Source organism: Microcystis aeruginosa NIES-4325, from assembly GCF_008974145.1.
Taxonomy (GTDB): Bacteria; Cyanobacteriota; Cyanobacteriia; order Cyanobacteriales; family Microcystaceae; genus Microcystis; species Microcystis aeruginosa_G.
Genome location: NZ_BJKP01000007.1, coordinates 88,088 through 112,994 on the forward strand (window position 1 = coordinate 88,088; position 24,907 = coordinate 112,994).

24 protein-coding genes and 1 CRISPR repeat array are annotated in these 24,907 nt (G+C 42.6%); of the genes, 13 read left to right on the forward strand and 11 right to left on the reverse strand.

Annotated elements, in window-relative coordinates; genetic code table 11:
• Window positions 1-14: 14 nt before the first annotated feature.
• From MiAbW_RS19530 to MiAbW_RS05820, 3 genes are all read right to left on the reverse strand, one after another.
• Window positions 15-191, reverse strand: a complete 177-nt coding sequence (locus MiAbW_RS19530) for a hypothetical protein (protein ID WP_008199960.1) — start codon at window positions 189-191, stop codon at window positions 15-17.
• A 225-nt stretch (window positions 192-416) separates the two neighbouring features.
• A complete protein-coding gene (locus tag MiAbW_RS05815) occupies window positions 417-722 on the reverse strand; it encodes a YkvA family protein (protein WP_151695308.1) in 306 nt (101 codons plus the stop codon).
• A 254-nt stretch (window positions 723-976) separates the two neighbouring features.
• The gene (locus tag MiAbW_RS05820; RefSeq protein ID WP_151695309.1) at window positions 977-1,414 is read right to left on the reverse strand and encodes an NADAR family protein; all 438 of its coding nucleotides are present in this window, start codon (window positions 1,412-1,414) and stop codon (window positions 977-979) included.
• Between the two features lie 145 nt (window positions 1,415-1,559).
• Here MiAbW_RS05820 and MiAbW_RS05825 point away from each other — a divergent pair, with 145 nt between their 5' ends.
• From MiAbW_RS05825 to accD, 3 genes are all read left to right on the forward strand, one after another.
• Window positions 1,560-2,369 carry a prepilin peptidase gene (locus MiAbW_RS05825; RefSeq protein WP_151695310.1) on the forward strand — a complete coding sequence of 270 codons (810 nt, stop codon included), beginning with the start codon at window positions 1,560-1,562 and terminating at the stop codon, window positions 2,367-2,369.
• Window positions 2,370-2,471: 102 nt separating this feature from the next.
• Entirely contained in the window at window positions 2,472-2,621 is a 150-nt protein-coding gene (locus MiAbW_RS19535) for a hypothetical protein (RefSeq protein ID WP_172967345.1), read from the forward strand.
• 19 nt (window positions 2,622-2,640) lie between these two features.
• Entirely contained in the window at window positions 2,641-3,591 is a 951-nt protein-coding gene (accD, locus tag MiAbW_RS05830) for an acetyl-CoA carboxylase, carboxyltransferase subunit beta (protein WP_151695311.1), read from the forward strand.
• Between the two features lie 101 nt (window positions 3,592-3,692).
• On the opposite strand, the gene MiAbW_RS05835 is transcribed toward accD, so the two are convergent.
• Entirely contained in the window at window positions 3,693-4,076 is a 384-nt protein-coding gene (locus MiAbW_RS05835; protein WP_002734059.1) for a Fur family transcriptional regulator, read from the reverse strand.
• A 31-nt stretch (window positions 4,077-4,107) separates the two neighbouring features.
• Between MiAbW_RS05835 and purS the strand changes: the two genes are divergently transcribed.
• Both purS and purQ read left to right on the forward strand, forming a co-directional pair.
• A complete protein-coding gene (gene purS / locus MiAbW_RS05840; RefSeq protein WP_151695312.1) occupies window positions 4,108-4,365 on the forward strand; it encodes a phosphoribosylformylglycinamidine synthase subunit PurS in 258 nt (85 codons plus the stop codon).
• 92 nt (window positions 4,366-4,457) lie between these two features.
• Window positions 4,458-5,150, forward strand: a complete 693-nt coding sequence (gene purQ / locus MiAbW_RS05845) for a phosphoribosylformylglycinamidine synthase subunit PurQ (protein WP_151695313.1) — start codon at window positions 4,458-4,460, stop codon at window positions 5,148-5,150.
• A gap of 957 nt (window positions 5,151-6,107) precedes the next feature.
• On the opposite strand, the gene MiAbW_RS05850 is transcribed toward purQ, so the two are convergent.
• The 4 genes from MiAbW_RS05850 to csx18 form a co-directional block, all read right to left on the reverse strand.
• Window positions 6,108-6,521: a hypothetical protein gene (locus MiAbW_RS05850; RefSeq protein ID WP_238707201.1), complete on the reverse strand. Its 414-nt coding sequence runs from the start codon at window positions 6,519-6,521 to the stop codon at window positions 6,108-6,110.
• A 1,382-nt stretch (window positions 6,522-7,903) separates the two neighbouring features.
• Window positions 7,904-8,542: a CRISPR direct-repeat array (repeat unit 36 nt; unit sequence GTTTCCATTCAATTAATTACTCTAGCGAGTAGAGAG).
• Window positions 8,543-8,738: 196 nt separating this feature from the next.
• Window positions 8,739-9,017 carry a CRISPR-associated endonuclease Cas2 gene (gene cas2 / locus MiAbW_RS05855; protein WP_151695315.1) on the reverse strand — a complete coding sequence of 93 codons (279 nt, stop codon included), beginning with the start codon at window positions 9,015-9,017 and terminating at the stop codon, window positions 8,739-8,741.
• Between the two features lie 2 nt (window positions 9,018-9,019).
• Window positions 9,020-10,012: a CRISPR-associated endonuclease Cas1 gene (cas1, locus tag MiAbW_RS05860; protein WP_151695316.1), complete on the reverse strand. Its 993-nt coding sequence runs from the start codon at window positions 10,010-10,012 to the stop codon at window positions 9,020-9,022.
• Window positions 10,013-10,025: 13 nt separating this feature from the next.
• Entirely contained in the window at window positions 10,026-10,304 is a 279-nt protein-coding gene (gene csx18 / locus MiAbW_RS05865; RefSeq protein WP_151695317.1) for a CRISPR-associated protein Csx18, read from the reverse strand.
• A 299-nt stretch (window positions 10,305-10,603) separates the two neighbouring features.
• Between csx18 and MiAbW_RS05870 the strand changes: the two genes are divergently transcribed.
• The 8 genes from MiAbW_RS05870 to MiAbW_RS05905 all read left to right on the forward strand — a co-directional run bounded on the left by MiAbW_RS05870 (window position 10,604) and on the right by MiAbW_RS05905 (window position 21,364).
• Window positions 10,604-11,857 (forward strand): helix-turn-helix transcriptional regulator, encoded by a 1,254-nt coding sequence (locus MiAbW_RS05870; RefSeq protein ID WP_151695318.1) that lies wholly within the window; start codon window positions 10,604-10,606, stop codon window positions 11,855-11,857.
• 118 nt (window positions 11,858-11,975) lie between these two features.
• On the forward strand, window positions 11,976-14,984 hold the full coding sequence (cas10, locus tag MiAbW_RS05875) for a type III-B CRISPR-associated protein Cas10/Cmr2 (protein ID WP_151695319.1): 3,009 nt from the start codon (window positions 11,976-11,978) through the stop codon (window positions 14,982-14,984).
• Entirely contained in the window at window positions 14,984-16,108 is a 1,125-nt protein-coding gene (locus MiAbW_RS05880) for a type III-B CRISPR module-associated Cmr3 family protein (protein WP_151695320.1), read from the forward strand. Before cas10 ends, MiAbW_RS05880 begins: the two co-directional genes overlap by 1 nt.
• Window positions 16,109-16,114: 6 nt before the next feature.
• Entirely contained in the window at window positions 16,115-16,894 is a 780-nt protein-coding gene (gene cmr4 / locus MiAbW_RS05885) for a type III-B CRISPR module RAMP protein Cmr4 (RefSeq protein ID WP_151695321.1), read from the forward strand.
• Between the two features lie 9 nt (window positions 16,895-16,903).
• Window positions 16,904-17,467, forward strand: coding sequence for a Uma2 family endonuclease (locus MiAbW_RS05890; protein ID WP_151695322.1), 564 nt, complete (start codon window positions 16,904-16,906; stop codon window positions 17,465-17,467).
• 20 nt (window positions 17,468-17,487) lie between these two features.
• Window positions 17,488-17,877, forward strand: coding sequence for a hypothetical protein (locus tag MiAbW_RS05895; RefSeq protein ID WP_151695323.1), 390 nt, complete (start codon window positions 17,488-17,490; stop codon window positions 17,875-17,877).
• Between the two features lie 63 nt (window positions 17,878-17,940).
• Entirely contained in the window at window positions 17,941-19,884 is a 1,944-nt protein-coding gene (gene cmr6, locus MiAbW_RS05900) for a type III-B CRISPR module RAMP protein Cmr6 (protein ID WP_151695324.1), read from the forward strand.
• A 4-nt stretch (window positions 19,885-19,888) separates the two neighbouring features.
• On the forward strand, window positions 19,889-21,364 hold the full coding sequence (locus MiAbW_RS05905) for a hypothetical protein (protein WP_151695325.1): 1,476 nt from the start codon (window positions 19,889-19,891) through the stop codon (window positions 21,362-21,364).
• A gap of 298 nt (window positions 21,365-21,662) precedes the next feature.
• Here the strand turns inward: MiAbW_RS05905 and MiAbW_RS05910 are convergent, their stop codons facing one another.
• The 3 genes from MiAbW_RS05910 to MiAbW_RS05920 form a co-directional block, all read right to left on the reverse strand.
• Window positions 21,663-22,781 (reverse strand): glycosyltransferase family 4 protein, encoded by a 1,119-nt coding sequence (locus tag MiAbW_RS05910; RefSeq protein ID WP_151695326.1) that lies wholly within the window; start codon window positions 22,779-22,781, stop codon window positions 21,663-21,665.
• An 81-nt stretch (window positions 22,782-22,862) separates the two neighbouring features.
• Window positions 22,863-24,089, reverse strand: coding sequence for a glycosyltransferase family 4 protein (locus MiAbW_RS05915; protein WP_151695327.1), 1,227 nt, complete (start codon window positions 24,087-24,089; stop codon window positions 22,863-22,865).
• Complete coding sequence (locus tag MiAbW_RS05920) at window positions 24,086-24,745, reverse strand: D-glycero-alpha-D-manno-heptose-1,7-bisphosphate 7-phosphatase (protein ID WP_151695328.1); 660 nt, start codon at window positions 24,743-24,745, stop codon at window positions 24,086-24,088. The genes MiAbW_RS05915 and MiAbW_RS05920 overlap by 4 nt, the downstream gene beginning before the upstream one ends.
• Window positions 24,746-24,907 lie beyond the last annotated feature (162 nt).

Genomic DNA, 24,907 nt, shown 5'->3' on the forward strand with positions numbered 1-24,907 from the left:
GCAAGAAAAAATGGCTATTGCAGAGAAATTAATAGTTTAGTATCTGCGGTATTTTTTAACACTTTTAGTTGATGGCTTCTAATTTTGTCTAACCAACTATAGTGCTGGTTGCGACATTGATAGACGATATCGATGTCACCAATCTCTGACTTAACCTGAGCCAAGTAGTTTTCTAGTTCGCTAATTTTCATAACCAATCTCGCTTGCGCTGAAGGACATCAACCCTAAACCAAGAATTATCCCTAAAGAATAGGGGTGACTACAGTTATTATTATAGGCCAATCACTTGACTAAATTAGCGATCAAAAGCTAAAACGGAAGCCTAGTCTCGTAAAATAGCAAGGGGCAAAGACCATCTTTTCCTAACTGGTTTGGATCGTTAAGGAAAAAAAGCGAGTAGGAGTGAGAAGAAAAGACTATCGAAGGGGGACTTCTACAGCATCAGTATCAACGGCATTGGTGGGGGAAGAAACTTCGGTTTGATTCTTCACTCCTCCCGGACGGCGAGTGCGATAATCAAGAACTAATCGCGATAATTCCGTGGTTAAAAGAGTGAGGACAATCCCATCATCAATCCAACCAATAATCGGGAAAACGTCAGGAGAAATATCAAGGGGGCTAAACAGATAAACCATAGTTCCCAGAATGATAATCCAACGATATTTAGGGTGAGTGATTTTGCTGCTGTACCAGTTGTAAAAAGATTCAACAATCGGTTTCATTAATTTTTCCTCATTGACTGGGATAATTTAATTTTGTCAGGTTCCCCTTGAGTCTGATAGTGCGGTTTTACCCCCCATTATGTAGGGTTATCCCCGCTAATTATCCACTAAAAAAGCCCAAAAGAAAATTCACCTTTATGGATGAGCCTGAAGTATTATTACTGGATGCTTAAGAGGGGAGATAGTGGCATCTTTTCCCCGTCCTGGCCTTGGTTAGCTAACCAGTCAACTATCTACTGGCCGCTGGAAAAATCCTAACGTATTCGTTCACGGATTTCCATCAATAGCTGACCCAGCCTATTCAATCCAGTTCCATCTCCACCATCACCCCAGTATCTATCATTTTTTGTCTGCTCAATCAGCTTTAGATCACCTGTTAAAAGTATCTTTTCAGTCAAGTCAGGATGTTGTGTAAATTTGGCATATAGAGCCTCTCGCATGACATCATCTTTTATGATTTGCCAATCTTGACGCAGTGGTCTGCGACGATCCCGTCCCATCTCGGCCGCCTCTCGTGCGGTTTTGGCTTGTCGAATTTCTTCTTCATCAGGAGTATTAACAAACTTCTGAGCCTGAAAATAATGTTCTGAGGTAGGCCATATTCTATCTTTTAGATAGATTGGGTATGGTGCGAAGTTCGAGAAAAACCCGTAAGGCTTATTTAAATGGTAAAACTTAATAGACTCACCCATAGCCTCCCTTGCATAGTCAATAGCATGATAACCTAATTTGGTATCGAGGACTGACTCCCCAAAAGGAAAACTTCCGATCTCGCTATTAAGATAACTGCTATAACCGAGTATTCTAGGAAAGTGATCGGATTTCAGCCTTGAATCTATGGAAACCCTCTTTCATCTAGTTACTTTTGCCTTTGTCTTCGCTTTTGGTGCCTCGGTGGGCAGTTTTTTAAACGTGGTCATCTATAGATTACCCCAGGGGATATCTCTAGTTTATCCCCCTTCCCACTGTCCGAAATGTCACCATCGGTTAGGTAAAAGCGAGAATATACCCGTTTTCGGCTGGTTATGGCTAGGGGGTCGCTGTCGCTGGTGCAAAACGCCGATTTCTGTCCGTTATCCAGCGATCGAAACTTTTACCGGTTTGTTATTTTGTCTGGTTTTGAGAGATTTTAGCTTTTCTTGGCAGACCCTCGGCCATTGGATTCTCCTCAGTTGGTTATTAGCTTTAGCTTTGATTGATTTTGACACGATGACCCTTCCTAACTCCCTCACCCAATCGGGATTAGTTTTAGGGATAGTTTTCCAAACTCTTTTAGGTTGGCAAAATAATCAAACTGTTATCTATCTCTTTTCAGCGATCGCTAGTGCGGTTTTAGGAGTCTGGTTATTTGATCTGATCCGGTGGGGGGGGAGTTTGGCCCTCGGACAACAGGCCATGGGGGGAGGAGATGCCAAATTAGCGGCTATGATCGGCGCTTGGTTAGGATGGCAAGCATTATTAGTCACCGCTTTTCTGGCCTGCGCTGTCGGGGCGGCCATCGGTATGACGGGCATTTTTCTTGGTAAAATGGGGAAAAAACAAGCTATGCCCTTTGGGCCATTTCTTGCCCTCGGCGCTCTGATGAGTGTCTTTTGGAGTGATAAGATCATCTCGGCCTATCAAACCATTTTTTTCCCTTTCTTGTAAAAAAAGCTATCTTGTAATTAAATCTTGATACAATAGTCTTCCGTATCTTGGATCACCATTAGAACAACTTCCAGTCTAGGGTAAGCCGATTGGCTAGAGGAAATGCTCAAAGCTCACCACATCCCCAGTCGCGTTATCGCTATTGGCCCCGGTATTTATTGCGGCCAGGGGCATCAGGCCGCCCTACAAGTCCGTCCCCAAGATCGCTGGACAGCACTTTTATTATTAAGTCCTCTAGAGGAAAGTCGATAAATTGTCTTTGTTTTAAACTATGTCTCTATTTGATTGGTTTGCAAATCGCCAAAAAACAGAACCCAAGGTTCAACAACAACAGGAACGAGAAATAGCCGATGGTTTGTGGACAAAATGCCCAAATTGCGGGGTTTTGGCCTATACGAAGGATTTATTAGCTAATCAACTGGTTTGTCTCGATTGCGGTCATCATAATCGGGTGGAAAGTGAAGAAAGAATTCGCCAGTTAGTGGATGCTAATAGTTGGAATTGCCTCGATGAACAGATTCGACCGACGGATCCTCTCAAATTTCGCGATCGGAAAAGTTATAGCGATCGCCTGCGGGAAACCCAAGAAAAAACCGGTCTGACGGATGCTGTCCGGACAGGAACAGGGACGATCGATGGTTTACCCTTCGCTTTAGGGGTGATGGACTTCCGTTTCATGGGGGGTAGCATGGGATCGGTGGTGGGAGAAAAACTCTGTCGTTTGACGGAACGCGCTACCGATGAAAGTTTGCCCCTGGTGATCATCTGCGCTTCTGGCGGGGCGAGAATGCAGGAGGGAATGTTAAGTTTAATGCAGATGGCCAAGATTTCCGGCGCCCTTAACCGGCATCGGGAAGCAAAATTACTCTATATTCCCGTCTTGACTAATCCCACCACGGGAGGAGTTACGGCCAGTTTTGCTATGTTGGGAGATATTATTATCGCTGAACCGAAGGCTACTATCGGTTTTGCTGGTAAACGGGTAATTGAACAGACTTTGCGGGAGAAATTGCCGGAAGGTTTCCAAACATCGGAATATTTGTTAAAACATGGGTTTGTCGATGCGATCGTTCCTCGTCCCCATCTCAAAAAAACTCTCGCTCAATTGATTAGTTTACATCAGCCCTTTTTCCCCTTGTTATCCCCCCTCAACAGTCATCTTCACTACAGTCAACCGGAGTTAATCCCTCTGAAAACAGTCCAAGGCCAAACAACAGTTTAACCTCTGTCAGACAGCACTGGAGTTGGCAGGGCCAGAGTTGTCATTCCGAGCATTTGTACTAAAAATTACCCGGTCGGCAGTTTCAATGTAGTACCGCTTACCTAACTGGGTTGACAGCGATCGCAAAGTCCAAAAAATTCGAGAGTATGGTAATAAACCTTGAATTGGTGGGATTTTTCGAGTTTTTCTTCCAATTCGTGAACGGGACACTCATTAAAGACTATAGACCGACCGCAATGAATACAGGTAAGATGGTGTTGATCCTGCTGAACGGAACTGTAGAGGGATTCTCCTGTGGCTAGGGTTCTCACCTGCACTGCACCCTGTAATTTTAGGGATTCTAGGGCGCGGTAAACAGTGGCTAACCCCATATTTTGGTCACGCTGACGGAGTTCCACAAACAATTCCTGAGCGGATACTGCCCGATTTAAGGTTTTGAGTAAGTGGATAATGCGCTCTTGCGATCGGGTGCGTTGGGATTTCATATCAAAAAGGTCAGCGATCAAAGTTAATTCTATGCCAAAAAATTATCAGTGCTTTATTTATGTTACCCTGCGCCCCTCGGTGCTCGATCCGGCGGGTACGGCGGTAGAGTCGGGATTAAAGCAATTAGGTTATGATACTGTGGCTGGGGTGCGAATTGGTAAGTATATTGAGCTTACCTTGACAGCAGCGGATGAAATCAGCGCCCGCGCACAATTGGATCAAATGTGCGATCAACTATTGGCTAATCCTGTAATTGAAAATTATCGCTTTGATTTGCATTGTCAGTAGATGGAAGTCAGGAGTCAGAAGACGGGAGGTAGGGCAAATAAGTAAAATTTACCTGTCACCTTCTGCTAAAAAACTTAACCAAGTTAAAAATTATGAAGTTTGGGATTATTGTTTTCCCCGGATCGAATTGCGATCGAGATGTGGCAACGGTGACGGAGGGGATTTTTCAGCAACCTACCCGCTATATTTGGCATCAAGAGACGGATCTAGGGGATGTGGATGTGATCGTGGTGCCAGGGGGATTTAGTTACGGCGATTATTTGCGCTGTGGTGCGATCGCTCGATTTTCGCCAGCGATGAAAACTGTCCGAGAAGAAGCCGAAAAAGGTAAATTAGTTTTAGGCATCTGTAACGGGTTTCAGGTATTAACGGAAATTGGGCTGTTACCCGGTGCCTTAATTCGCAATCGCGATTTACATTTTATCTGCGATCGAGTGCCGGTAAAAGTGGAAAATAATCAATCTGTCTGGACGCGGGGTTATCAACCGCAACAGGTGCTTAATTTGCCCATTGCCCACGGGGAAGGGCGTTATTATGCCGCAGAAGATACGTTAAAATCTCTGGAAGATAACGGACAAATTCTCTGGCGTTACTGTACTCCCACAGGAGAGGTAAATGAGTCGGGCAATCCCAACGGTTCGTTAAATAATATTGCAGGAATTACCAATAAAGCAGGAAATGTGCTGGGAATGATGCCTCATCCCGAACGCGCCGCCGATCCGCTGCTCAATTTGACCGATGGTAGTCTGTTATTTCGGCAGATAATCAATTGTTGTAGCGGGTAAGGGGTCTCCATTCAATTAATTTCTAAGTGCGAGTAGAGAAGCCCACATTATTTATTTTGGTGGGCTTTATTTTTGGTTTCCATTCAATTAATTTCTAAGGGTAAGTAGAGAGACGGTAGGGGTAATTCATGAATCAACTCTACCAAACTAGGAAGTTTCTATTCAATTAATTTCTAAGCGCAATTAGAGAGATTTCATTATAACATATACAAACAAAAAAGGAGTTTTTCCCGTCCAACTGTACTACTTTTTTGCGAAAAAAGTAGAGTTCGCTCGATTTTTAGGCTGTGAGATAAGGAAAATATCCCGATGGGGTATTTAGCCTTGTTGTCTTTATCTAGTCTGGTTAAGGCTTTAAACCACTAGGTAGGTTCTCGATTATGTCATGGTGACAGTCCTACCAAGTCTCAAAAATGTATCAAAAAGCACAAGGTATAGTTTCGCTTATATATAGCTATATAAGTGAAACTATACCTTGTGGTGAACCCTATACACAGTAATGGTTTTCAGTTTATAACCCAAAAATCACTTTACTAGTACATATATATTGATTAAATGTCGTCGCTTGGGTGTACTATATTTTTCAAAGGTACAAAAACAGGCAATAAATAGAATAAAAATAACCAACTAAACAAATAAAAGGTTTCCATCTAATTAATTTCTAAATGCAAGTAAAGAAACAGTAGGGTTGATTAATGAATCACCCCTACTAAGATGTTTCCATTCAATTAATTTCTAAGTGCAATTAGAGAGCAAATAACAAACAACAAACGAACAAAGGAGACAAAATGTTTCCATTCAATTAATTTCTAAGCCCGAGTAGAGAGTTAGAAGAGAGTACAGGTACAAAAATAGAATTTGAGCGGTTTCCATTCAATTAATTTTCAAGCGCAAGTAGAGAGCGTCTCCTCTTGCAATTTTACCCCTTGCTGTCACAGCAAGAGGTTTTATTTTAATTCAAATTACAAGCTTTAACATCCAATTTATTTCTTTTAGTCTTTCGATGGAAATAGCAAAAGGATTTCTGTTTCCTAGCGACAAAGTATAAAAAGGAGATTCAGGTACATTAGCAAGAGAAAAATTAAAAACACAAACCCAATAAGAAGACTTTACACCTAAAACCCCATTACTTAAGTTGCCTACAGCAATGATTTTATCTTGGTCATTCCTTAAAACAACAGTGCCACCAGACTCAATATCGCCAAAACCGCCCAATGCTACACACGGACTGCCTATTGTCCAAATACCGTTAATCGGAGCAACTTTATTAATAATTGCTACACTACCAGTCAAGGTATTAACTGGACTAGCAAAAGATGCCGACTGCATAGTTAATAACAAACCGAGAGAGAAGATTTTAGCTTTAATCATCATATAACCTTAGAGTCAATACAAATACTCTACAGTTTTAAAATTTCTTTTTCCTGAAAAAATTTATAATAAATTGAAATTAATTAGACCATAACCTATTAAGGTTGCTAAATTAATCTTAGGAATTTATTACCAATTATGTTGCCATTCAATTATAGCGTTTCTGATTCACAAGAGGTACATTTACGATTATGAACAGCTTAATCAGCAAAGATTTAAGTGTACCGCACAGATGCGAGAACCGCTATAATTTTTAAAGGCGAGTAGAGAGACAGTAGGGGTGATTCATGATTCATGAATCACCCCTACCAAACTAAGATGTTTCCATCCAATTAATTTCTAAGTGCGCAATTAGAGAGTAATTCGTCAAGACTTTTACGAATTTATTTTTGAGCGTTTGTTTCCATTCAATTAATTTCTAAGTACGCGAGTAGAGAGTTGGGCAGTTGAAAACTTGAAAGAGGGATAATTCATTTGTTTCCATTCAATTAATTTCTAAGCGTAAGCAGAGAGTAAGATTTTAGGGGAAGGGATAAGACGATTCTGTTACAAATGTTTCCATTTAACTAATTTCTAAGCGCAAGTAGAGAGAGCCAGTAGGCAAACGTCCGAACAGGATTGGGGTTTAGAAGCCAGTTGCGACGGATAAGTTAATTATAGCTAGATACGGTCGTAAATCAGCTATATAAACCGCCAAAATCTCTATCTTATGGTAGGTCAAGAGATTTTACCAGATAGGGGGTTGTATTTGCCTAACACTATCCAAAGATGATAATCATAGAAAAAAATCTATACAAACAGAAACTTAGACAGGATCAGCTTTTGAAGCTTTTTAGAAAAATCGGCTCTACCGAACCTGTCATGTAAAACTATCAACAACTCATGCTTGTAAAGCTTGTATCCTAAAACTTTTAGCTTTTGTCGGATTGATATTTATCAACTTTAGAACCTTGCTGAACAGAGAGGGAGCTTGAGGAATTTTCTACAGTGTAAGTTCGGAAGAACCTTAATTTCTAAGTGCGAGTAGAGAGCGGAATCTCAAACTGACTAGGTGGTAAAACATGACCAGTTTCCATTCAATTAATTACTCTAGCGAGTAGAGAGTTTGCCAGTCATTTAGCATCTAAATCGTCTCATAAACAAGGTTTCCATTCAATTAATTACTCTAGCGAGTAGAGAGAAAAACCATGGAACGCTTGGATGATCTTAACCAATTGTTTCCATTCAATTAATTACTCTAGCGAGTAGAGAGTTTAACTCTATGAAGCCATTATAGCGGTAAGCGCTTGAGTGAGATACAAACCAAGCTTTGCCTAGCATGGTTTATAGCTCGTGACACTGTACCTCATACGACTGCACACCGCTATAATTTTTATTAATGTGTTTCCATTCAATTAATTACTCTAGCGAGTAGAGAGGAAAAAGCAACAAAAGTTATTGAAAAAGCTAAAATTTAGTTTCCATTCAATTAATTACTCTAGCGAGTAGAGAGGATTTAAAGATTATCAATAATACTTTAGACATTCGGTGGGTTTCCATTCAATTAATTACTCTAGCGAGTAGAGAGTCAATGGAATTACCAGAACTTGACTACAGACGAAGAGATGTAAGTTTCCATTCAATTAATTACTCTAGCGAGTAGAGAGGTGGCTCAAAGAAGTCGCAGCGCTATCCCAGAAACAAGTATTAAGTTTCCATTCAATTAATTACTCTAGCGAGTAGAGAGATTACATCCTATACAATAATGGAATTGAAACACTTATGTTTCCATTCAATTAATTACTCTAGCGAGTAGAGAGGAAACAACAACATTAACACTTTATGCCGACTTTGACGTTTCCATTCAATTAATTACTCTAGCGAGTAGAGAGGAAATTAATATCACAGAAAACAAAATAAAGATAACCTCAGTTTCCATTCAATTAATTACTCTAGCGAGTAGAGAGTTAATCATGCACCATGTAATCGCCTGTGAACGAGAAATCGTTTCCATTCAATTAATTACTCTAGCGAGTAGAGAGTGCCAGTAGGCAAACGTCCGAACAGGATTGAGGTTCAGAAGCCAGTTGCGACGGATAAGTTAATTATAGCTAGATACGGTCGCACCGTCAACCCCATAAACCACAAAACCCTTATCCTGTGGTAGATCGAGGTATTTTACCGGAAACCGAGGTTATCTGCTCCCCCCCCTATCCGTCGCTAGTCGATGATACCGAATCAGATGATCGTAGAACTTGGCGGTTTAGTTAGCGGGACACCGCCTAAAGTCTCTATTTGTGCTAAAGTATGGCCAGAGATGGGGTAAAATCGAATACTATCCTCGTTTTCTTTGATTTGCTTTTGCAGGCGTTCTCTTAACTGATTGTATAGAGATTTGCTTAAAACACACTCGAAAACTGAATACTGAACCCGTTGGCCGTATCCTTCTAGTAAATCAGCCACTTTTTTACGTCTTTTATTGCAGGGAATATCATAGGCGATGACATAAAATAACATGATTAACGGATCAAATAAGGCTGATACCCATTACTGGGGGAATAAACAAAGGATTTAAAGCATTTAACCTGTTGGTATAACAAATCCCAGCGCGGTTGTTTTTCCTCCTCGCCGGATTGTAGTTCTTCTTCCATTCGCTGAACAAAAGCTCTTAACATTTTTTTTCGCCCGGAACTATTTAAATAACAGCCACCATTTCGATAGTCAAAATCTTCTAGAACACTGATCACATTTCGATTAACAAGATACAACATCAAAGAATCGATAATCGGTGCGCGAAATTCCTCGATTAAATCAGAAGCTAAGGCAGCGTGACGTTCCGAACTATGATGCAAACAAGCATCATAAGGATCGAGTCCTTGAAGCTCGATTAAAGCCAGCAAATGGTTCCATAGTACCTGATAACCGAAACTCAAAATCGCATTGACCGGATTACCCGGAGGACGACGGGAACGACCTAAAAAGGTGAAATCAGGATTGATCAAACAGTCTCCCAACGCCGAAAAATAACTGTGGGCTGCCGCTCCCTCAAAACCGATCAGACGATCAATACTCTGGGCCTTGGCCGACTGTTCGATCAGATACTCGATACTTTGAATCGAGCGAGCCATATTATCCGTTCCCCTTTTCCTCTGTTGTCGGAGCAGAATAACCCGACTATTTTTTAATTTCGCCCCCACGATCGTCCTGGCTACTATTAATCGATCGCTCGCGCTCAACTGCTGCTGGTAACGACTTAGATAACGATAACCCCGCTCGATCGAGATCGAGCGCCCGTAACAATAACCCATGCGTGACAGATAAACGATCGGGATATTTTTCCGTAAACAAGCGCGGATCGCCTCGGTAGTCATCTGAGACTTGCCAAAAATCAAAACCTGTTCCACCAGAGGTAATTGTACCGACCCTAGAACCTGCCCTTCTCGCTTAACCAGCAGGTTTTCCCCCTTGACAGACACATAACAACCCTGTTGGGAAACATACAGACATCTCATCTGGATACCTCCCTCACTCGTCCCGTCTTCTTTCGATCGAGCGATTGGCTTCTCGATGGGTGAGTCTGTATGTTCCTCTGATACTATCCGGTAATCGATCTTGCCAGAGCCAGATCACCACTCGATCGCCGAGAGAAACAACGATAAATGTGGAAAGCGTGATCAGGGCCGTGTTCACAATCACCGCCAGTAATCCTAAAGGTGCAATTAAGAGGATAATCAGCGTAATTGTTCCATTAACTCCCGATACCGTACAATTCCGAATGAAAGCACTCCTTTTGGATATATACATAACCTTTTTTTCCTAGATAGAGAGCGACAGTCCCTACCAAGATAGCCCTAAATATCTCTTCAATACCCTAAAAAGCCAATAATTTAACCCCTCGATCGATCAGCTAATTTTTCCAGTCCTGATCGGATTTTCTAGCCCTCGGGGTGAAGTAAATTTATATCGGCTTTCCCCTTGACTGAACCGATTGCATCTGTATGACTCTAAATCCAGTTATTAAAAACTGATTATTTATTCCCCTTGCCTTTTGCCCCCTGCCTTTTGCCTCTCCTCATAACTAGCCTGTACTCAACGGATTTAGTATGACTCAGCCCCCCAAATCCCCTAGGGAAAGAACACTGCGTGAACGAGATAGTCGCGAATTCCAGCGACTTATGCTCCTGATCGCCACCCTCGTCCGACACCCCGGAGTCGGTTATCAAACCCTCGATCCCTCGGAAAATTACCATTCGGGGAAAGATCACAACGCATTAACAGAAGTACAGGAACGGGTGAGAGAACTCGCCGCCACCCTCGCCCTCGGTTGGCCCGCGGAATATCCCTCCATTGCCACCCTGAGAAAAGACATAACGACCCTACGGGATTACAAAATTCTCGATCGCCACATCTATCGCTGGGGGTATTATCTCGGCACCGGGGTTATGAGTCCCGACGAACTTAAAATCGCCTTTGATGCACTCCGCTCCCGAGCCCTCTATCAGGGTGATCCGAGAATCCGTCAGGTCTATCACCAACTCGATCGCCGTCTTCAAGGGTTTACACTCGGATCCCGGGCTGACTTTCTCTATCCCGTCTGGGAACAACTCGATCGACCGATCAACTATACCGATCCCGAAGAGATGATGGAACGGGGAGAATATCGCCAAACTTTATACGAGAAAATCGACACCGTAGAACAGGCCATTGTTCGGGGAGAAGTAATCGAGATCGCCCGACCGATCGATCCCTATCAAAAGAAATTTATCGGGCCCTTCCCGATCTATCCCCTCCAGTTAATTTACCGTGACATTGGCTGGTATCTCCTCTACGAAACCTATGCCGAGGGCTGTCTGGCCATCGGCCGACTCAATCGTTTCGCCGGTCATTGTCGAATCCTCCCAGAACCCTCTCGCTCCCTCGAAGAACAGCGCCACAGCCTCAATAACGCCCACAAACTGATTAAAAATGGCTGGGGCTTGAATTTGGGGGATTTAGCAGCGCAAAAATTGGAATTAGCGGCACAATTAACCCTAATTACCGTTAAAGTTCGCTTTTTTCATCCTGTGAGTTACTTTATCCAGGAGGGAGAAGCGCGTCACCCCCGGCAGAAGTTGACAAATCCCCAGATCGACCCGCAGACGAAAATCCTTAAGTCGATCGACTACCACATCGCTCTCCCGTCCCGTTCCCTGGAAGAATTCCTCTGGTGGGTACAGCGCTATCTCGAACAGGCCCAGATTCTCTCTCCCCCAGAAATGGCGGAAAAACACCGGCGATCGGCGGAAATGTTGGTCGATCGATATTCTCCCCCAAAAGATGATAATCATAGTAAAAAATTCATACCACCAGAAACTTAGACAGGATCAGCTTTTGAAGCTTTTTAGAAAAATCTTCAAAATATCGTGTTATCTCTAGCGGTTTCTAGTGCATATTGAATATAGTGGGAACATCAGTCAGCAAGGAGTTGAGGCGTTTATGGCTCTAGGATACTGGCAAGCGAAAATCTGGGGATTACTACACGATCCTATCTTCAAAGCCCTACATAGCAACTCAGGACGGGGTGATAACAGCTTCTGGAGAGATTTAGAAGTAATGAAGTTGTGGGGAAAACATAATCCCGAAGAATCGACTAAAAAAATTCTCAAACAAATCAAACTAGCTGACTATATCACCTCGGCCAGCGATCGATCGGCGATCGGTAGTTTAACCCAATTCGTTAACTACGATCGAGAAACAGGTCTGGAATTGCGTCACCTCCTCTCCGGAGAACCCTTAAATCTCAAATTAGCTAACATAACCCATAAGAAAATCGCTTCTAACCGCACAGATTACTTAAAAGAACAGGAAAAACGGCTATTTAACCAAATTCCCGACAGATTACGCACAGGAATCTCAGAAACCGATGCTAAAGAACTATTTTGGTGGTTATGGCGCTGTCTTCCCCAAGCGGCGACGAAATTACTCGATGACGAAAATCTGCTTTTAATGCCCGCCGAAACCAGAATACCGGACGGATCGATCTGGAGTCATGCCAGTTTAACGGCGGCCATCGCCGGGACCCTAGCGGGATATGATCTCACCCCCGAAGATGTGGTCAATAAATGGCCGACAGGAAAACAATTATCCCACGCTTATCTCGTTAGTTTCACCTTTTCCCCTGTGCAAGAACTAATCAAAGCCAGCCGCAAAATGCGCGATTTTTGGGCAGGTTCTTGGATTCTGCACTATCTATCTGCTCAAGTCTGCTGGCAACTGGCCCAACAATACGGCCCCGATAGTTTAATCTATCCCTCTCTCTACGCACAACCCTTAATCGATCGATGGCTATTAGAGAAATATCCCGATTTTAAACCCTGGATCGACCCACCGAGCGATCGACAATTACTAACCGCCGGATTTCCCAACATTATTATCCTCGTCTTGCCCAAAGATAAGGTGGCAGCGGCCATGCAAACCGCTAAATCTAGTTTATTAAAACAATGGAAAGAAATTAGTCGGCAAGTTTTCGAGGAATTGGCAGAACGTCACTGGATGCCCAAATTAAAAGAAAATAGTCGTACCTGGGACAATTGGTTAAATGCCCAATGGCAAACCTATTATGTGGGGATCCCCATCGGTAGAGAAGACCAACCCCTCACCAGTGGCGAAATTTACCAAGAAAACGAAAATAGTGCCGAAAATCAAGCCGAAGACCCAGAAAAAGCGCAAAGCTGGCGAGATCAACAAAACGAACTTTATAATCTCTACGATAAAAAAGCTCTATTCTTAGAAAAAGAGCAGGAATTTCTGCAAAAAGCCGGAAAATTACGTCTTCAGAAATGGAAAAAATATCCTTTTAGTTCTAATGTTGGTTCTTGGTGGAGTAGTGCTTTTGATCAAAACCGTTCCGCCCTTGCTGCCGTCAAAAACGCCCGTGATTGGCAGATTCCCACCGCTTTCGGCCCCCGTTCCACCATTTCTGGACTTGGCCCCGTCGTCCATCCCGATAGTAACAACGATTGGATAACTGAAGGTCAAACACAACAATATTGGAAACGAAATGCCGGATTATTCGATGGGATCGAACAACTCAACGCCACGGAAACCGTTAAACGGGGATTACACCTAATCCTGCCAAAACTCTTAAAAAATAGCGACCAAAAGCGTCTAGACGCTTATCCCGATTTAACCGTGGGAGTCGCCGGTTATCTCAAAACAGGCGGTGATCTCGACCATTTCCATCACGCTTGTGGCACCATCTCCCGTAAGTTAAGAGAAGACGGTAAAAAGATTCCCCCGGCACTTACCCAACCCTGGGGAATCCCCTACATTGACGATCACATCGAACCAGAATATAAACGTTATCACCCTCGATTTCTCAATGCGGGATGGTTAGTAGAAGAACTAGAGATTACCGATGAAGAAATGGCTAATTATCACCATCAATTAAGCCAATTAATTGACCAAAACTATCCCAACAATAACCCGGCTGATTGGTATGTTATCGCCGCAGGAGACGGCGACGGAATGGGGGAATGGTTAAAAGGCCAAAAAATGAGACCCTATCGAGAATATATCCCTAAGTCACTTCATCAATACGCCGATCACCCCCCGACAGAAACCGATACCCTAGAAAAAGAAGTTCAAAAAGCTTTTGGCGATTTTGTCACCCTCGATAAACGCATGGGACCATCTACCCATAGCGCCCTCAGTCGCGCCCTTTTAGACTTCTCTAATCAACTCGTTCCCTACCTCACCGAACAGCGTTATGCGGGACGCTTAATCTATGGTGGCGGTGATGATGTTCTCGCCTATACTAATCTCTGGGAATGGGATAAATGGTTATGGGATATCCGCCAATGTTTTAAGGGAGAAAAAGACCCCCATGGGGAATTTGATAACGCCGGTGACTATTGGCAATGGCAAGGCGAAAAACCTGCCGAAAATCTCGCCAAACGTCCCCTATTTACCATGGGAAAGCGGGCGACTATCAGTTTCGGTATTGTCATCGCTCACCATTCCGTACCCCTTGCTATCGCCCTAGAAAATCTTTGGGAGGCTGAGAAAAAAGCCAAGGAACACGCCTATAAAGACTTTGACGGCAAAAAAGTCAAAAAAGACGCTGTACAAGTGCGCGTTCTCTACGGTAACGGTAACGTCCTCGAATCTACGGCTAAGTTTGATGTTTTCCATCAATGGCAAAAACTTCTCGCCAGTAATTCCGATGCCAGTTTATTCGAGGCAGTGGCCACCCTTTGGCAACAGCATCCTATACCAATGATAGAAGCGATCGAGGTTTGGGTCAATGCCTTCTCTAGCCGTCGGGAAAATCTAACAACAGAGAACAGAGAAGCTTTTCAAAAAGACCTAAGCAACTTTCTCAAACATCTTTGGTTAACCACGGAAAATGATCCTAATGATCTTAACGAAGCCGTGCGTAGCTGGATGAAATTAGCGGCTTTTATGACTCGAAAAAGAGAGATTAAGATCGGAGGTTCCATTTAATGTATTGGTACACAATCACTCCCCTAGATGTTCTTCTCCTACGGGATGCCAAACCCTTTAGCCCCGGAGAAAGAGCCTGGGCCGGAAGTACATTTCCCCCCAACGGTCACACGATCGCCGGCGCTTTAAGTGCTTTACTAGATCGCTCTAAAAATAGTTATTTTAAAATCACCGGTCCATTCCTATCCTTTGCCGGAGATACTTTATATTTACCCCGTCCTTTAGGATTCGCCAATTCCGACCCATTAATTCCTATTTCTTGGAGTGATAATTTAACTATTTCAAAAAACCATATATTTTGGGATCGATTAAAACCTGCCCCCTTAGCTAAGACTAAACCTCACAAAAATCGCCAAAATCGAGAAAATGAAGCGGAAGAGAAGAACGAAAGTAAATATCGTCAGTATCTACCTTTTAAAGTTATTCTCGATTATTTAAACACAGGAGCGATCAACCCTTGCCAATGGTTAGTAAAACACAAGGGAGAAGATAAACCCTGGCAAGAAGAAATTCGTTCCCATAATGCCATGAAACCGGGAAGTAAACAGGTAGAAGATGCCGATGGATACTTTGTGGAAAAAGCGATCCGAATGCTACCCGGTTGGAGTATAGCGATCGGAATTGATGTTGATATTCCCACTCCCGCCACTTTACGGTTAGGAGGAGAAGGACACCGAGTTATGCTGGAAAAATGTGATGATTTAGGTCAACAATGGCAAGAATTACAACAAAAATCCGAGGAGAACTTTAAACAAATCAATAAAGCGATCGCCTATCTCGTTACCCCCGGTATTTTTGAACGCCGTCACGATAATAATCAAGCCATTTGTCGCTCTTGGCCCTGGGAATGGAAACTCGCCCATACTGTTAATAGTAATCAGAAACCGGGCAATCTAGTCAGTGTCGCAACCGATCGAGCTATCCCGATCAGTTGCCGCATTCAATCAAAAGAAAATACTAGCATTCCCGCCCCCCAAGTCTTCGCGGTCCCCGCCGGTAGTCAATACTATTTAAATAAACCCGATCGCCTATTTCAAGATCGGCCCGATAGTCCCGAATATCACCAACGCTGGCGCAAATTAGGCTACTCAGAATTACTTTGGATCAACTATAAAGGAGAATAATTAATCATGAACTTAATTCACTTTTATCTACTTTCTCCCCTACACACCGGAGGAACCACTCAAGAGGGTAATCTAGTGGGTATTGCTCGTGAATCCCATACCACTTTACCCTATGTTCCCTCCAGTACAATTCGCGGGAAAATCCGTTCTTTAGCTACCGAAGAAAACCTAAAATTTAAGTTATTCGGTAATGAAATCGATAAAGGTGCAGAAAACTTGGAACAGGGAGACATCTGGATAGGAGATGGTTCGATTCTCTGGTTGCCCATTCCTTCCCTTAGTCACGGTGTTATCTGGATCACTTCTCCTTTACTTTTTCGTCGTTGGACAAGATTAACTAATCCTAGCCTGACAATTCCCCCCGAATATAGCTGTAGTTTTAAAAAGGCCACCACCAACGTCTATCTCAAGGATGCCATTCTCAAGGTCGATGATCTAAAAGACTGGTCAAATTGGCAAAGTTTTATTCCTCAAAACTCTGTCAGCAGTGGCATTAATAAAGTCTTAGTATTACCCGATCAGCATTGCACGACTCTAATTCAAATGAGTTTATGGAGACAAGTTAAAATTAAATTAGATGAGCATAAATCCGTCGATGGAGGATTTCGTTATGAAGAAGCTATTCCCCCCGACACCTTAATGTATTTTCCTTGGGGTATTACCTCTCAAGCTAATGGAACCAGACAACAATCCCAAACTGATTTTAAACAGTTATTAGCAGATAATGACATTCTACAAATCGGCGGACAGGAAAGTTTAGGACGTGGTTTTGTGCAACAATGGTAGAGGTAATTTATGACAGCTAATCTTGCCCTAGCTAAATGGTCAGTGGTCGATTATCATCGCATGATTGCGGCGGGAATTTTAATCGATCGGCGTGTAGAATTACTGAATGGAGATATTCTCGAAATGAGTCCAGAAGGCCCCTTACATAAAGACAGTGGAGAAGGATTAGCTAACTTTCTCGGTCAACGTCTCAAGGATAAAGCATGGGTAAGAGAAGTTGGATCCATTACCCTAGAAAACTCGGAACCTGAACCGGATATTGCTGTAGTTTTTCCCCCTCGTTCTCGCTATCGAGATCATCATCCCTATGCTGATGAAATTTTTTGGTTAATCGAAATTTCCGACTCAACTCTCAGTCAAGACTTAACCGAAAAAAAACGCATCTATGCCGAAGCTAGTATTGCAGAATATTGGGTAGTTGCCATCAAAAATCGAGATATTTATGTTTTCCGTCAACCCATAAATTCTGATTATCAATATCAAGAAAAATTTAGTACAGGAACTTTATCTGCTGTTGCATTTCCCGATATTGTTATCTCTCTTGATGCCCTTTGGTCAGGTAATATTTTTTAACTTTTGGAGCCAAAATAACCATGACATTCGACCCTAGAACGATTAGCAATCCCGTATTCACTGCCTTGCAAGAATTGTCCTCAACTACTCTTGATAATAGTCGCCGCAAAGAACAAAAAAATCAAGCTCTTGAACTTTATACCTATCTTTCTACTTCGGGAATGATGCGCCTAAAAGCCGAAGAAACTGCCCTCAATCAAGAAGGAAAAAAACAGGTGGTTAAAAAGTATTTTCAATGCCTAGAAAAGTTATCTAAAAGAGATAATCTTTCTAATTCTCAAGGATTAACTACTCTTAAGGATTTATCTACCGATGATTATCTAGGATTAACGGGTTTAGGCTTGGAAATCGCCCAAGAATTTAGCTTCTGGGCTAATGCCATCTATTCCGATGTGGAAAGTGAGGACTAGCTCAGGTAAATTGTCACCACAGTTTTTATAATTCATTGAACTAGAAAGGAAATTATAATTATTATGTCCCATAGCCCCTTACCACGTCCTAATCCCCCTCAAAAACCCACCCTAAAAAATCAAGCTATAAAACCCACAAATAATCACCAACCCCCCCAACAGCCTCCTAGGGGTGGCGGCGGCAATAATAACGGCGGTGGCGGCAATAACAATCCTCCTCAACCCTCACCGTGGTTAAACCCCGAAAACCAACCTCAACCCGACCAATCAGCCAGTTTTGTCGAATATCTCCGTTGGATGCGTGCTGCTGACTATCCACACAAAGATGCGACTAAAACCCAAATTCTGCAAAAAGCCCAAGAAAATGCTAACTATACTCAGCGTCTTGAGCAACTCCATCGGCGTATCCAACTGTTAGCGAGAGACGGAATCGCTTTTCCAGTCAAATCCACTTGGCGTATTCGTGTCGGTGGTCATCGCGGACCGGAAAGTATTCTTTTACCTGCCTTTGATGCCCTCGGAATGCCCTATATTCCATCTAGTACATTGCGGGGTGTTGCCAGAACCCAAGCCATCCGAGAAATCATGGCGGCAAATAATCTGGAATGGAAAGACGCGGAAAAAGAAATCGCTCCCTATTTCGGTGATATAAACGCCAAAGAGGAAAAAAATAAAACGGGTAAAGTTGTCTTTTTCGATGCCTATCCTTTACCTTCTAAAAACGGGGGGTTAGAAATGGACATGGCTAATAATATTTGGTCATGGAAAGATGATTCTATGGAATATTCTCCTAGCCCCAATTATTTTTTCTCTCTCAAAGAATCAACTTTTTTAATTGGTTTACGTCTAAGTAGCCAGTGCCAAGATAAAAATATCCTAGAAAAAGCAAAAAAATGGTTAATTAACGGCTTGCAATATGGTATAGGCTCCCAAGTCAATACAGGTTATGGACAATTAATCTTATCTGGAAACAACCCAAGATTAGAATCGGAATTTTATCGATTGGATTTTGAGCTAGAAGGTCAATTAATTCATGGTTATCAACGATTCACCCAATGGCAATGGAATTACCGACGCAATGAATGGCAAATGCGCGGCGCACCGGTCGCGGAAGTTCGTCCGACAGGCTTTAAATCGATGATGCGATACTGGTTTCGTGTTTTTGTATCCGGAGTTTTACCTATTAACGAAGTTCAAGAGATTGAAGCTGAATTATTTGGAGGTATTAATCCTAAAAAATACGGTTATCTGCGAGTCAATATTCTTGAGGGTAAAGTTACCCAAAGAGAACCTCGGCCTAATGCTCAGGGTAAAAATGATCCCTGTGGTGAACAGCAGGGAACTTTAGTCTTATCTTTGTCTTCCGAAACTCCAAAAGATAAACAAGAAGCTGTCAAAAAATTAGCTAAATATTTGACTTGGTTTTTAGCTAATATGGGTGGTCTTGGTCAAGGTGCGAGAAGACCTATTTATTCTCGCAAAAGTCGTGAACGCGCCCCCTGGTTCCGTGGCTCTACATTTTGTATTGACAGTGAAGAAGATTTTTGGGCAATTCCCGATGATGTGCAGGAATTTAAACAACAATTTCAGCAAAGATTGCGAGATTTTTATAAATCTTTAAATCAAGTTACTGGCACTAATATAAACTCTAATAATTTAAGGATAGCTGGTCAAGTTTCTCAAAGTAATTGGATTGATGCGGCCGATAGTAATTGTCAAATTTTTGTCTGTGCGGGAAATGAACAAAGAGGTAAACCCCATGCTTTAGCGATTCTTCACAGTGATACTTTGAAAATTACCAGTAACAATGGTCAAAAAGAATATGATGGTAATCTCTGTGGTAAAGTCATTGGTGGAGCTAAACCTTCTCCTGTGTGGATTGCTGATTTAGGAGATTACCAGATAGTTACTGTATTCGGTGCTAATCTGAATCCCCGTCAAGAGTTTATTAGGCAATTAAGAAGTAATACAAGTCCTCAAAATTTTGCTCAAATATTCCCTTTATAATCTCATGAAATCAATTTTAGTCGCAACGATCGGAACCAGAGATTTAATGTTTCAAGTCACCACTGGTGACTGGTATAATATTGGCGATGATCGTATGAAAGGTGATATTCTCGGAGAACAGATAGAAGTGGTGTCTGATTTAGCTCTGACCGAAAAATCATCTTTTCGAGAAATATCCCAATACCTTTGGGAAAACATTGAATATTATGGCGAGCGAGTAAAACCAGTCATTCTGGGTAAGCTTTTGGAAGATAAAATTAATGATCTCGAAAAAGTTTATTTAGTAGTAACTGATCAAAATGAAACAGTAAAAGAAAGAGAAAAAGATACTCTTTACTCAGGAGAATTAATTAAGTATTGGCTAAATAAATTAAATTCTGATTTGGTAGTAAATATTCTCTATATAGGTAGAAATGATGAAAACCCTTCTAACTTCGAGGAAATGTTCCGTTGGTGGCAACAAGTATGGAAAGAAAAGATAAAACCTCAACCCAATCAACCCATTTTATTGTGCTTAAAAGGAGGAGTTGGACAAGCTTCAGAAGCGTCGAGAATTTCGGGATTGAGTTTTTATGGAAGCGATATTAAATTCTATGAATTTATTCCCACTCCCCATGACAATCAAAAGGGCATTTCTTCAGATTACACAGGCCATTTTTTAGGGACTAACTATCTTTGGGATCGCACTCAAAAACAGGCTTTAAAGCTATTAGAGCGTTATGATTATGCAGGAATTGAGGAGTTATTTAAACCCTATTACGAACAGAATAAATCTGAATTGAAAAAGCTTTATCAACTAATCCAAGCAGGAGTAAGCTGGAATCAAGGACAATTTGAAGTTTTTTTTCAATCCGCTTCTTCTAGTTTTGATAATCAACAAAAAGAGCAGCATCAACAATATTGGTGGATGGCCTATGAACAAGCTTATACCGCAGTAGTTAGACTAAAACAAAAAAATACAACCGAGGCTATGCTTCATAGTTTCCGAGCGGTAGAAGGCTTAATTTATGAGTGTTTAAAACATGAATTTAAAGACTATATGGTTAATTCTGAATATACTTATTCAGAATTAAAATCATCTGTGTTGAATAAATATCCTGCTCTTAAAGAACTTTTTGTTAATAATGGCAATCCTGTCCCTGAAATTAAGCTAGATAGTCGCACTCAACAGAGATTAATAGAGAAGTATATTGCTCTCACTTCTCCCCAGGCAAACTTTAAGGATTTAAAAGCTTGGGGTTCTGAAGAATTGCGTAATCATAGAAATCGATTATCTCACAAATTAGGAGGTATTACTGAGAGGGAATTATATCAAGCTTGGGGAAAAGATACTTACAATCAAAAAGACTGGGAAAAGCAAATTTTAAATTGTCTCAATCTAATCACAGAAAATAAATTTTCTTTTTTATGGCAAGGAAGTTTATTTGCTTCTATTCATCAGAGAGTCCTAAAAGATATCGAAAACCGTAATGTTGTTTAAAGTACAAAATGCAATTAGCTCCTACAATATACACCTGGGATGCTGCCGATACATGGCTCTCTTATTCTTGGTGCGATCAGTTTAACTTATATAGAACCGATCGATCTTTGTCTCCTTTGTGTCTTTGTGATTCGTTCCAGCATGGGTTAGCGGTAGCGTAACCCATGCTACAAATAATTGTGCCTCCCTACTTAAGTGCTACATCAAAGAAAAACCTTCGTAAAACGACGGGGTTTTAAACCCAAATTTTCGATAACAGGTGAGGAATGATGATAATGAGTCGCCAAAAAGCTCTAGACTACAATTTTGGCAATAATTGGTCGTAGGACTGGATCATTCTTTCGTAAGTAAAGCGAGTGGCATTGATAAAACCCTTTTTCCTCAAATCTTCCAGGCGATCGGGAGCGAGAAGATTTTCTGCAATAATAGTAGCGGCGGCCTCGTGTTCAGTGGGATCAAAGTAAACGGCTGCATCGTCAGCGATAACAGTCATGGGGAGACGATTGGAAGTAAAGACAGGACAACCACAGGATTGAGCTTCAATAACGGGAACACCGAATCCTTCCTGAAGGGAGGGAAAGATTAAAGCGGTTGCTAGACAATAAAAGGCGCGTAAGTCATCATCAGAGACGGTTCCTAATTCAATTACTTGTGCGGACAAGTTATTCTGATTAACAAATTCTCGCATATCCGGCAGCAAAGGTTTTCCCATCAGGATCAATCGGCAATTTTCCAGACCAGGGAAAGTGATTAACCTCTTGAATATTTTTAGCAATCCCAATCGATTTTTATACCATTGGCCGCCGCCGACATGAATTAACCAGGGATGATCACGATTGATATTAAATTTTTCCACTAGGGCTGCTGCTGCTGCTTTTGTCATCGGACCGTATCCTTGATTCAAGCAATCCTCAATTACTTCCGTTTGTTCGGGAGCAATTTTAGTTAAACGGAGAACATCGGCACGAGTAGCTTCGGAAGAACAGACAACATATTTAGCCTGTTTTAATCCTCGCAAAATTAGCGCCTGATACTGTTTTCCCGTCCAACTGGTGGGATTTTCAGGAATTTCTCCTAGGGCGGAACGAATGGCCAGCATATCGTGACAGATGACAAAATATTTGCGATCTTTTAGATAGGGAGTTAAATAGGATAAAGCTTGATCACAAATGCAGACGATATCAGCCCAATCAAGCTGCTGACGTAACTGCACTGGGAAAATAATTAACTTATCGATGTACCCTAACCACTTGCCGATTCCCTGGGGAGAAGGCTTCAGTTGACCGAAAATAGGCGGTGCTTGCACTCGCCGAATTTCGTGTCCTTTTTGCCTGAGTCCTTTCTCAACTAAACCGACAAAACGATTGATACTGATCTGCCGATCATTGACGTAATTTCCTACTATTAAAACTTTCATGATTAGGCTCCAAAAAATCAATTTTTATAGCGGTAAAACCCTCAAACAATCTCGGGGGAGATTTCGGGGTTCAGAACAATATTAGTCCCGCAAAATTTCCTCGTACCTTTGTCCCGCTCGCTCCCAGGTGTACTCCGATTCCACCATCGCCCGGGCATTATGGGACAGTTGTTCTCGCAGAGAAGGATCATCGAACAACCTAGCGATCGCTGTGACGTACTCAGCAACGCTATTGGCGCGCAACGCCCTAGGGGGAATTCCCGCTGCTGCCACCGTTAAACCCTCTAAACCGCGATCGCTGGCGACAATCGGAATCCCAGCGGCCATGGATTCTAGGGTTTTGCACTTGATTCCCAATCCCACCCGCAGGGGAACCACAGCAATGGTTCCTCGGTGTAAATATTCTACTGTCGAGGGAACAGTCCCCGTCACGCTCACACCGGAATACTTGGCGAGTTCGAGAACTTCCGGTGCTGGGTTTGCCCCCACTAGGGTTAAAGTGGTGTCGGGATATCGCTGTTGAATGACTGGCAGGACTTCTAAAACAAAAAAACGGGCGGCATCGATATTATGGGTAGAACTCATGGCACCGACAAAGACCAAATTATGGCCGCCAGGATCCCGAGGACGATAGGGAAACAGGTCTAAATCCACGCCATTAGGCACGATCTCCACCCGTATATCTGGGAGGATCTTTAACAATTGTTCGCGATCATAATCGGTCGTGGCCACCAACTGCGAAAACTTGGCACAGTAACGTTTTTCGTACTGATAGAGTAGGGGCAGATAGAGAAAATCCCGCAGCGGATAGGCGGAGGCTCCTCTATCTAGATGATTGCGTGTCCAACCGTACACGGAACTGTGAATATCTACTACTGTTTTGACTCGCTGACGGTATTCTGGCCGGATAAAAATCTCGCTGATACTGTGAGCGCAGATAATTACATCACATTTTTGCTGCTCGACGTATTCATCTACTCGCTCTTGAATGAGCGGCGAACGATAACTAAGAACATTAGCAGGGGTCATCTGTCCTATTGCCTCCAGAAAGCGCCCTGTTTGACCGATTAGTTTTGTCAGTCCCTTGCCTTGATCGGGAATTTCCCGGGGCGGAAATAAGACAAGATGATCGGTAAAGGTTTTTAATTCTTCGATCTGAGTTTCGGTGACATTCTCCACCCGACGGGCGAACAGGGTGACATCGTGGTTTTGATGAAGATATTTGATCAGGTTAAAAGTTCTAACCTCGGTTCCCCCGCGACTAGGTGGATAGGGAAAGTTATTGCAAGAAAGGACTAATATTCTCATAATTCTGCCTCGGCAGCGGTTTTTGACAACAATTCTACCGTTTCCTTTAGTTGGCCATACACGGGAATCTCAACTGGGTATTTCTCGATCTCCCCAAGGGTGACTTTTCCTCGTCCTGTTAAGAGCAATACGGGCTGACAACCAGCTTCTAGGGCGCATTCTAGATCGCTGGGCGCATCACCGATAAACAACGAGCGGGCTAAATCGATTCCGTACTGGTGGGCGGCTGTCAGCAGCAGATAGGGGGAGGGTTTGCGGCAGGGACATCCTTCGTCGGGATGGTGCGGGCAGATGGCAAGATCGTGAAAATGCACGCCCGATTGTCGGTATTCCTCGATCATGCGCCCGTGAATCGCCGCTAGATCGTCCCAAGTGAAATAGCCCCTAGCAAGTCCCGATTGATTGGTGATGATGATCAGCAGATAACCGGCATCCTGCCACTGTTTTAAGGCAGCCGCTGCCCCGGCGGGAATGCTCACCTGTTCTGGTTTACTCAGATAGGGAATATAGTCGATAACTACTCCATCTCGATCGAGAAATAAGGCTTTGTTCTTTTTTGCTCTATCTTCGCTTTTCTGGTCAGAATTGCCGGGAGGTGGCGGATACGGGGATTTTGGGTCGTCGTCATTGACGGAAATTGCGGGGAAAGGATTCATTATGTTGGACTTTTTCGAGTCGGGGACTAGAATTCTCAGTTCTTCTGTCAGGGACGAGAGCTTGAACCGATGGACAGACAAAATCCGAGGGATTGTCGCAATTTGTGCTAGTTTTCTCGGCTAAATTGCTTCTCCTTACTATTTAAGTGTCAGAGTATAGCA

Excerpts from the sequence above, each read along its gene's own strand:
- MiAbW_RS19535 (WP_172967345.1), top strand. The coding sequence starts at position 2,472 with ATGCTCAAAGCTCACCACATCCCCAGTCGCGTTATCGCTATTGGCCCC.
- cas1 (WP_151695316.1), bottom strand. The coding sequence starts at position 10,012 with ATGAGATGTCTGTATGTTTCCCAACAGGGTTGTTATGTGTCTGTCAAG.
- MiAbW_RS05905 (WP_151695325.1), top strand. The coding sequence starts at position 19,889 with ATGAAATCAATTTTAGTCGCAACGATCGGAACCAGAGATTTAATGTTT.
- MiAbW_RS05880 (WP_151695320.1), top strand. The coding sequence starts at position 14,984 with ATGTATTGGTACACAATCACTCCCCTAGATGTTCTTCTCCTACGGGAT.
- MiAbW_RS05870 (WP_151695318.1), top strand. The coding sequence starts at position 10,604 with ATGACTCAGCCCCCCAAATCCCCTAGGGAAAGAACACTGCGTGAACGA.
- MiAbW_RS05890 (WP_151695322.1), top strand. The coding sequence starts at position 16,904 with ATGACAGCTAATCTTGCCCTAGCTAAATGGTCAGTGGTCGATTATCAT.
- MiAbW_RS05895 (WP_151695323.1), top strand. The coding sequence starts at position 17,488 with ATGACATTCGACCCTAGAACGATTAGCAATCCCGTATTCACTGCCTTG.
- cas10 (WP_151695319.1), top strand. The coding sequence starts at position 11,976 with ATGGCTCTAGGATACTGGCAAGCGAAAATCTGGGGATTACTACACGAT.
- MiAbW_RS05850 (WP_238707201.1), bottom strand. The coding sequence starts at position 6,521 with ATGATTAAAGCTAAAATCTTCTCTCTCGGTTTGTTATTAACTATGCAG.
- MiAbW_RS05910 (WP_151695326.1), bottom strand. The coding sequence starts at position 22,781 with ATGAAAGTTTTAATAGTAGGAAATTACGTCAATGATCGGCAGATCAGT.
- MiAbW_RS05825 (WP_151695310.1), top strand. The coding sequence starts at position 1,560 with ATGGAAACCCTCTTTCATCTAGTTACTTTTGCCTTTGTCTTCGCTTTT.
- cas2 (WP_151695315.1), bottom strand. The coding sequence starts at position 9,017 with ATGTTATTTTATGTCATCGCCTATGATATTCCCTGCAATAAAAGACGT.
- MiAbW_RS19530 (WP_008199960.1), bottom strand. The coding sequence starts at position 191 with ATGAAAATTAGCGAACTAGAAAACTACTTGGCTCAGGTTAAGTCAGAG.
- MiAbW_RS05915 (WP_151695327.1), bottom strand. The coding sequence starts at position 24,089 with ATGAGAATATTAGTCCTTTCTTGCAATAACTTTCCCTATCCACCTAGT.
- MiAbW_RS05820 (WP_151695309.1), bottom strand. The coding sequence starts at position 1,414 with ATGGGTGAGTCTATTAAGTTTTACCATTTAAATAAGCCTTACGGGTTT.
- MiAbW_RS05815 (WP_151695308.1), bottom strand. The coding sequence starts at position 722 with ATGAAACCGATTGTTGAATCTTTTTACAACTGGTACAGCAGCAAAATC.
- MiAbW_RS05920 (WP_151695328.1), bottom strand. The coding sequence starts at position 24,745 with ATGAATCCTTTCCCCGCAATTTCCGTCAATGACGACGACCCAAAATCC.
- purS (WP_151695312.1), top strand. The coding sequence starts at position 4,108 with ATGCCAAAAAATTATCAGTGCTTTATTTATGTTACCCTGCGCCCCTCG.
- accD (WP_151695311.1), top strand. The coding sequence starts at position 2,641 with ATGTCTCTATTTGATTGGTTTGCAAATCGCCAAAAAACAGAACCCAAG.
- csx18 (WP_151695317.1), bottom strand. The coding sequence starts at position 10,304 with ATGTATATATCCAAAAGGAGTGCTTTCATTCGGAATTGTACGGTATCG.
- MiAbW_RS05835 (WP_002734059.1), bottom strand. The coding sequence starts at position 4,076 with ATGAAATCCCAACGCACCCGATCGCAAGAGCGCATTATCCACTTACTC.
- cmr4 (WP_151695321.1), top strand. The coding sequence starts at position 16,115 with ATGAACTTAATTCACTTTTATCTACTTTCTCCCCTACACACCGGAGGA.
- purQ (WP_151695313.1), top strand. The coding sequence starts at position 4,458 with ATGAAGTTTGGGATTATTGTTTTCCCCGGATCGAATTGCGATCGAGAT.
- cmr6 (WP_151695324.1), top strand. The coding sequence starts at position 17,941 with ATGTCCCATAGCCCCTTACCACGTCCTAATCCCCCTCAAAAACCCACC.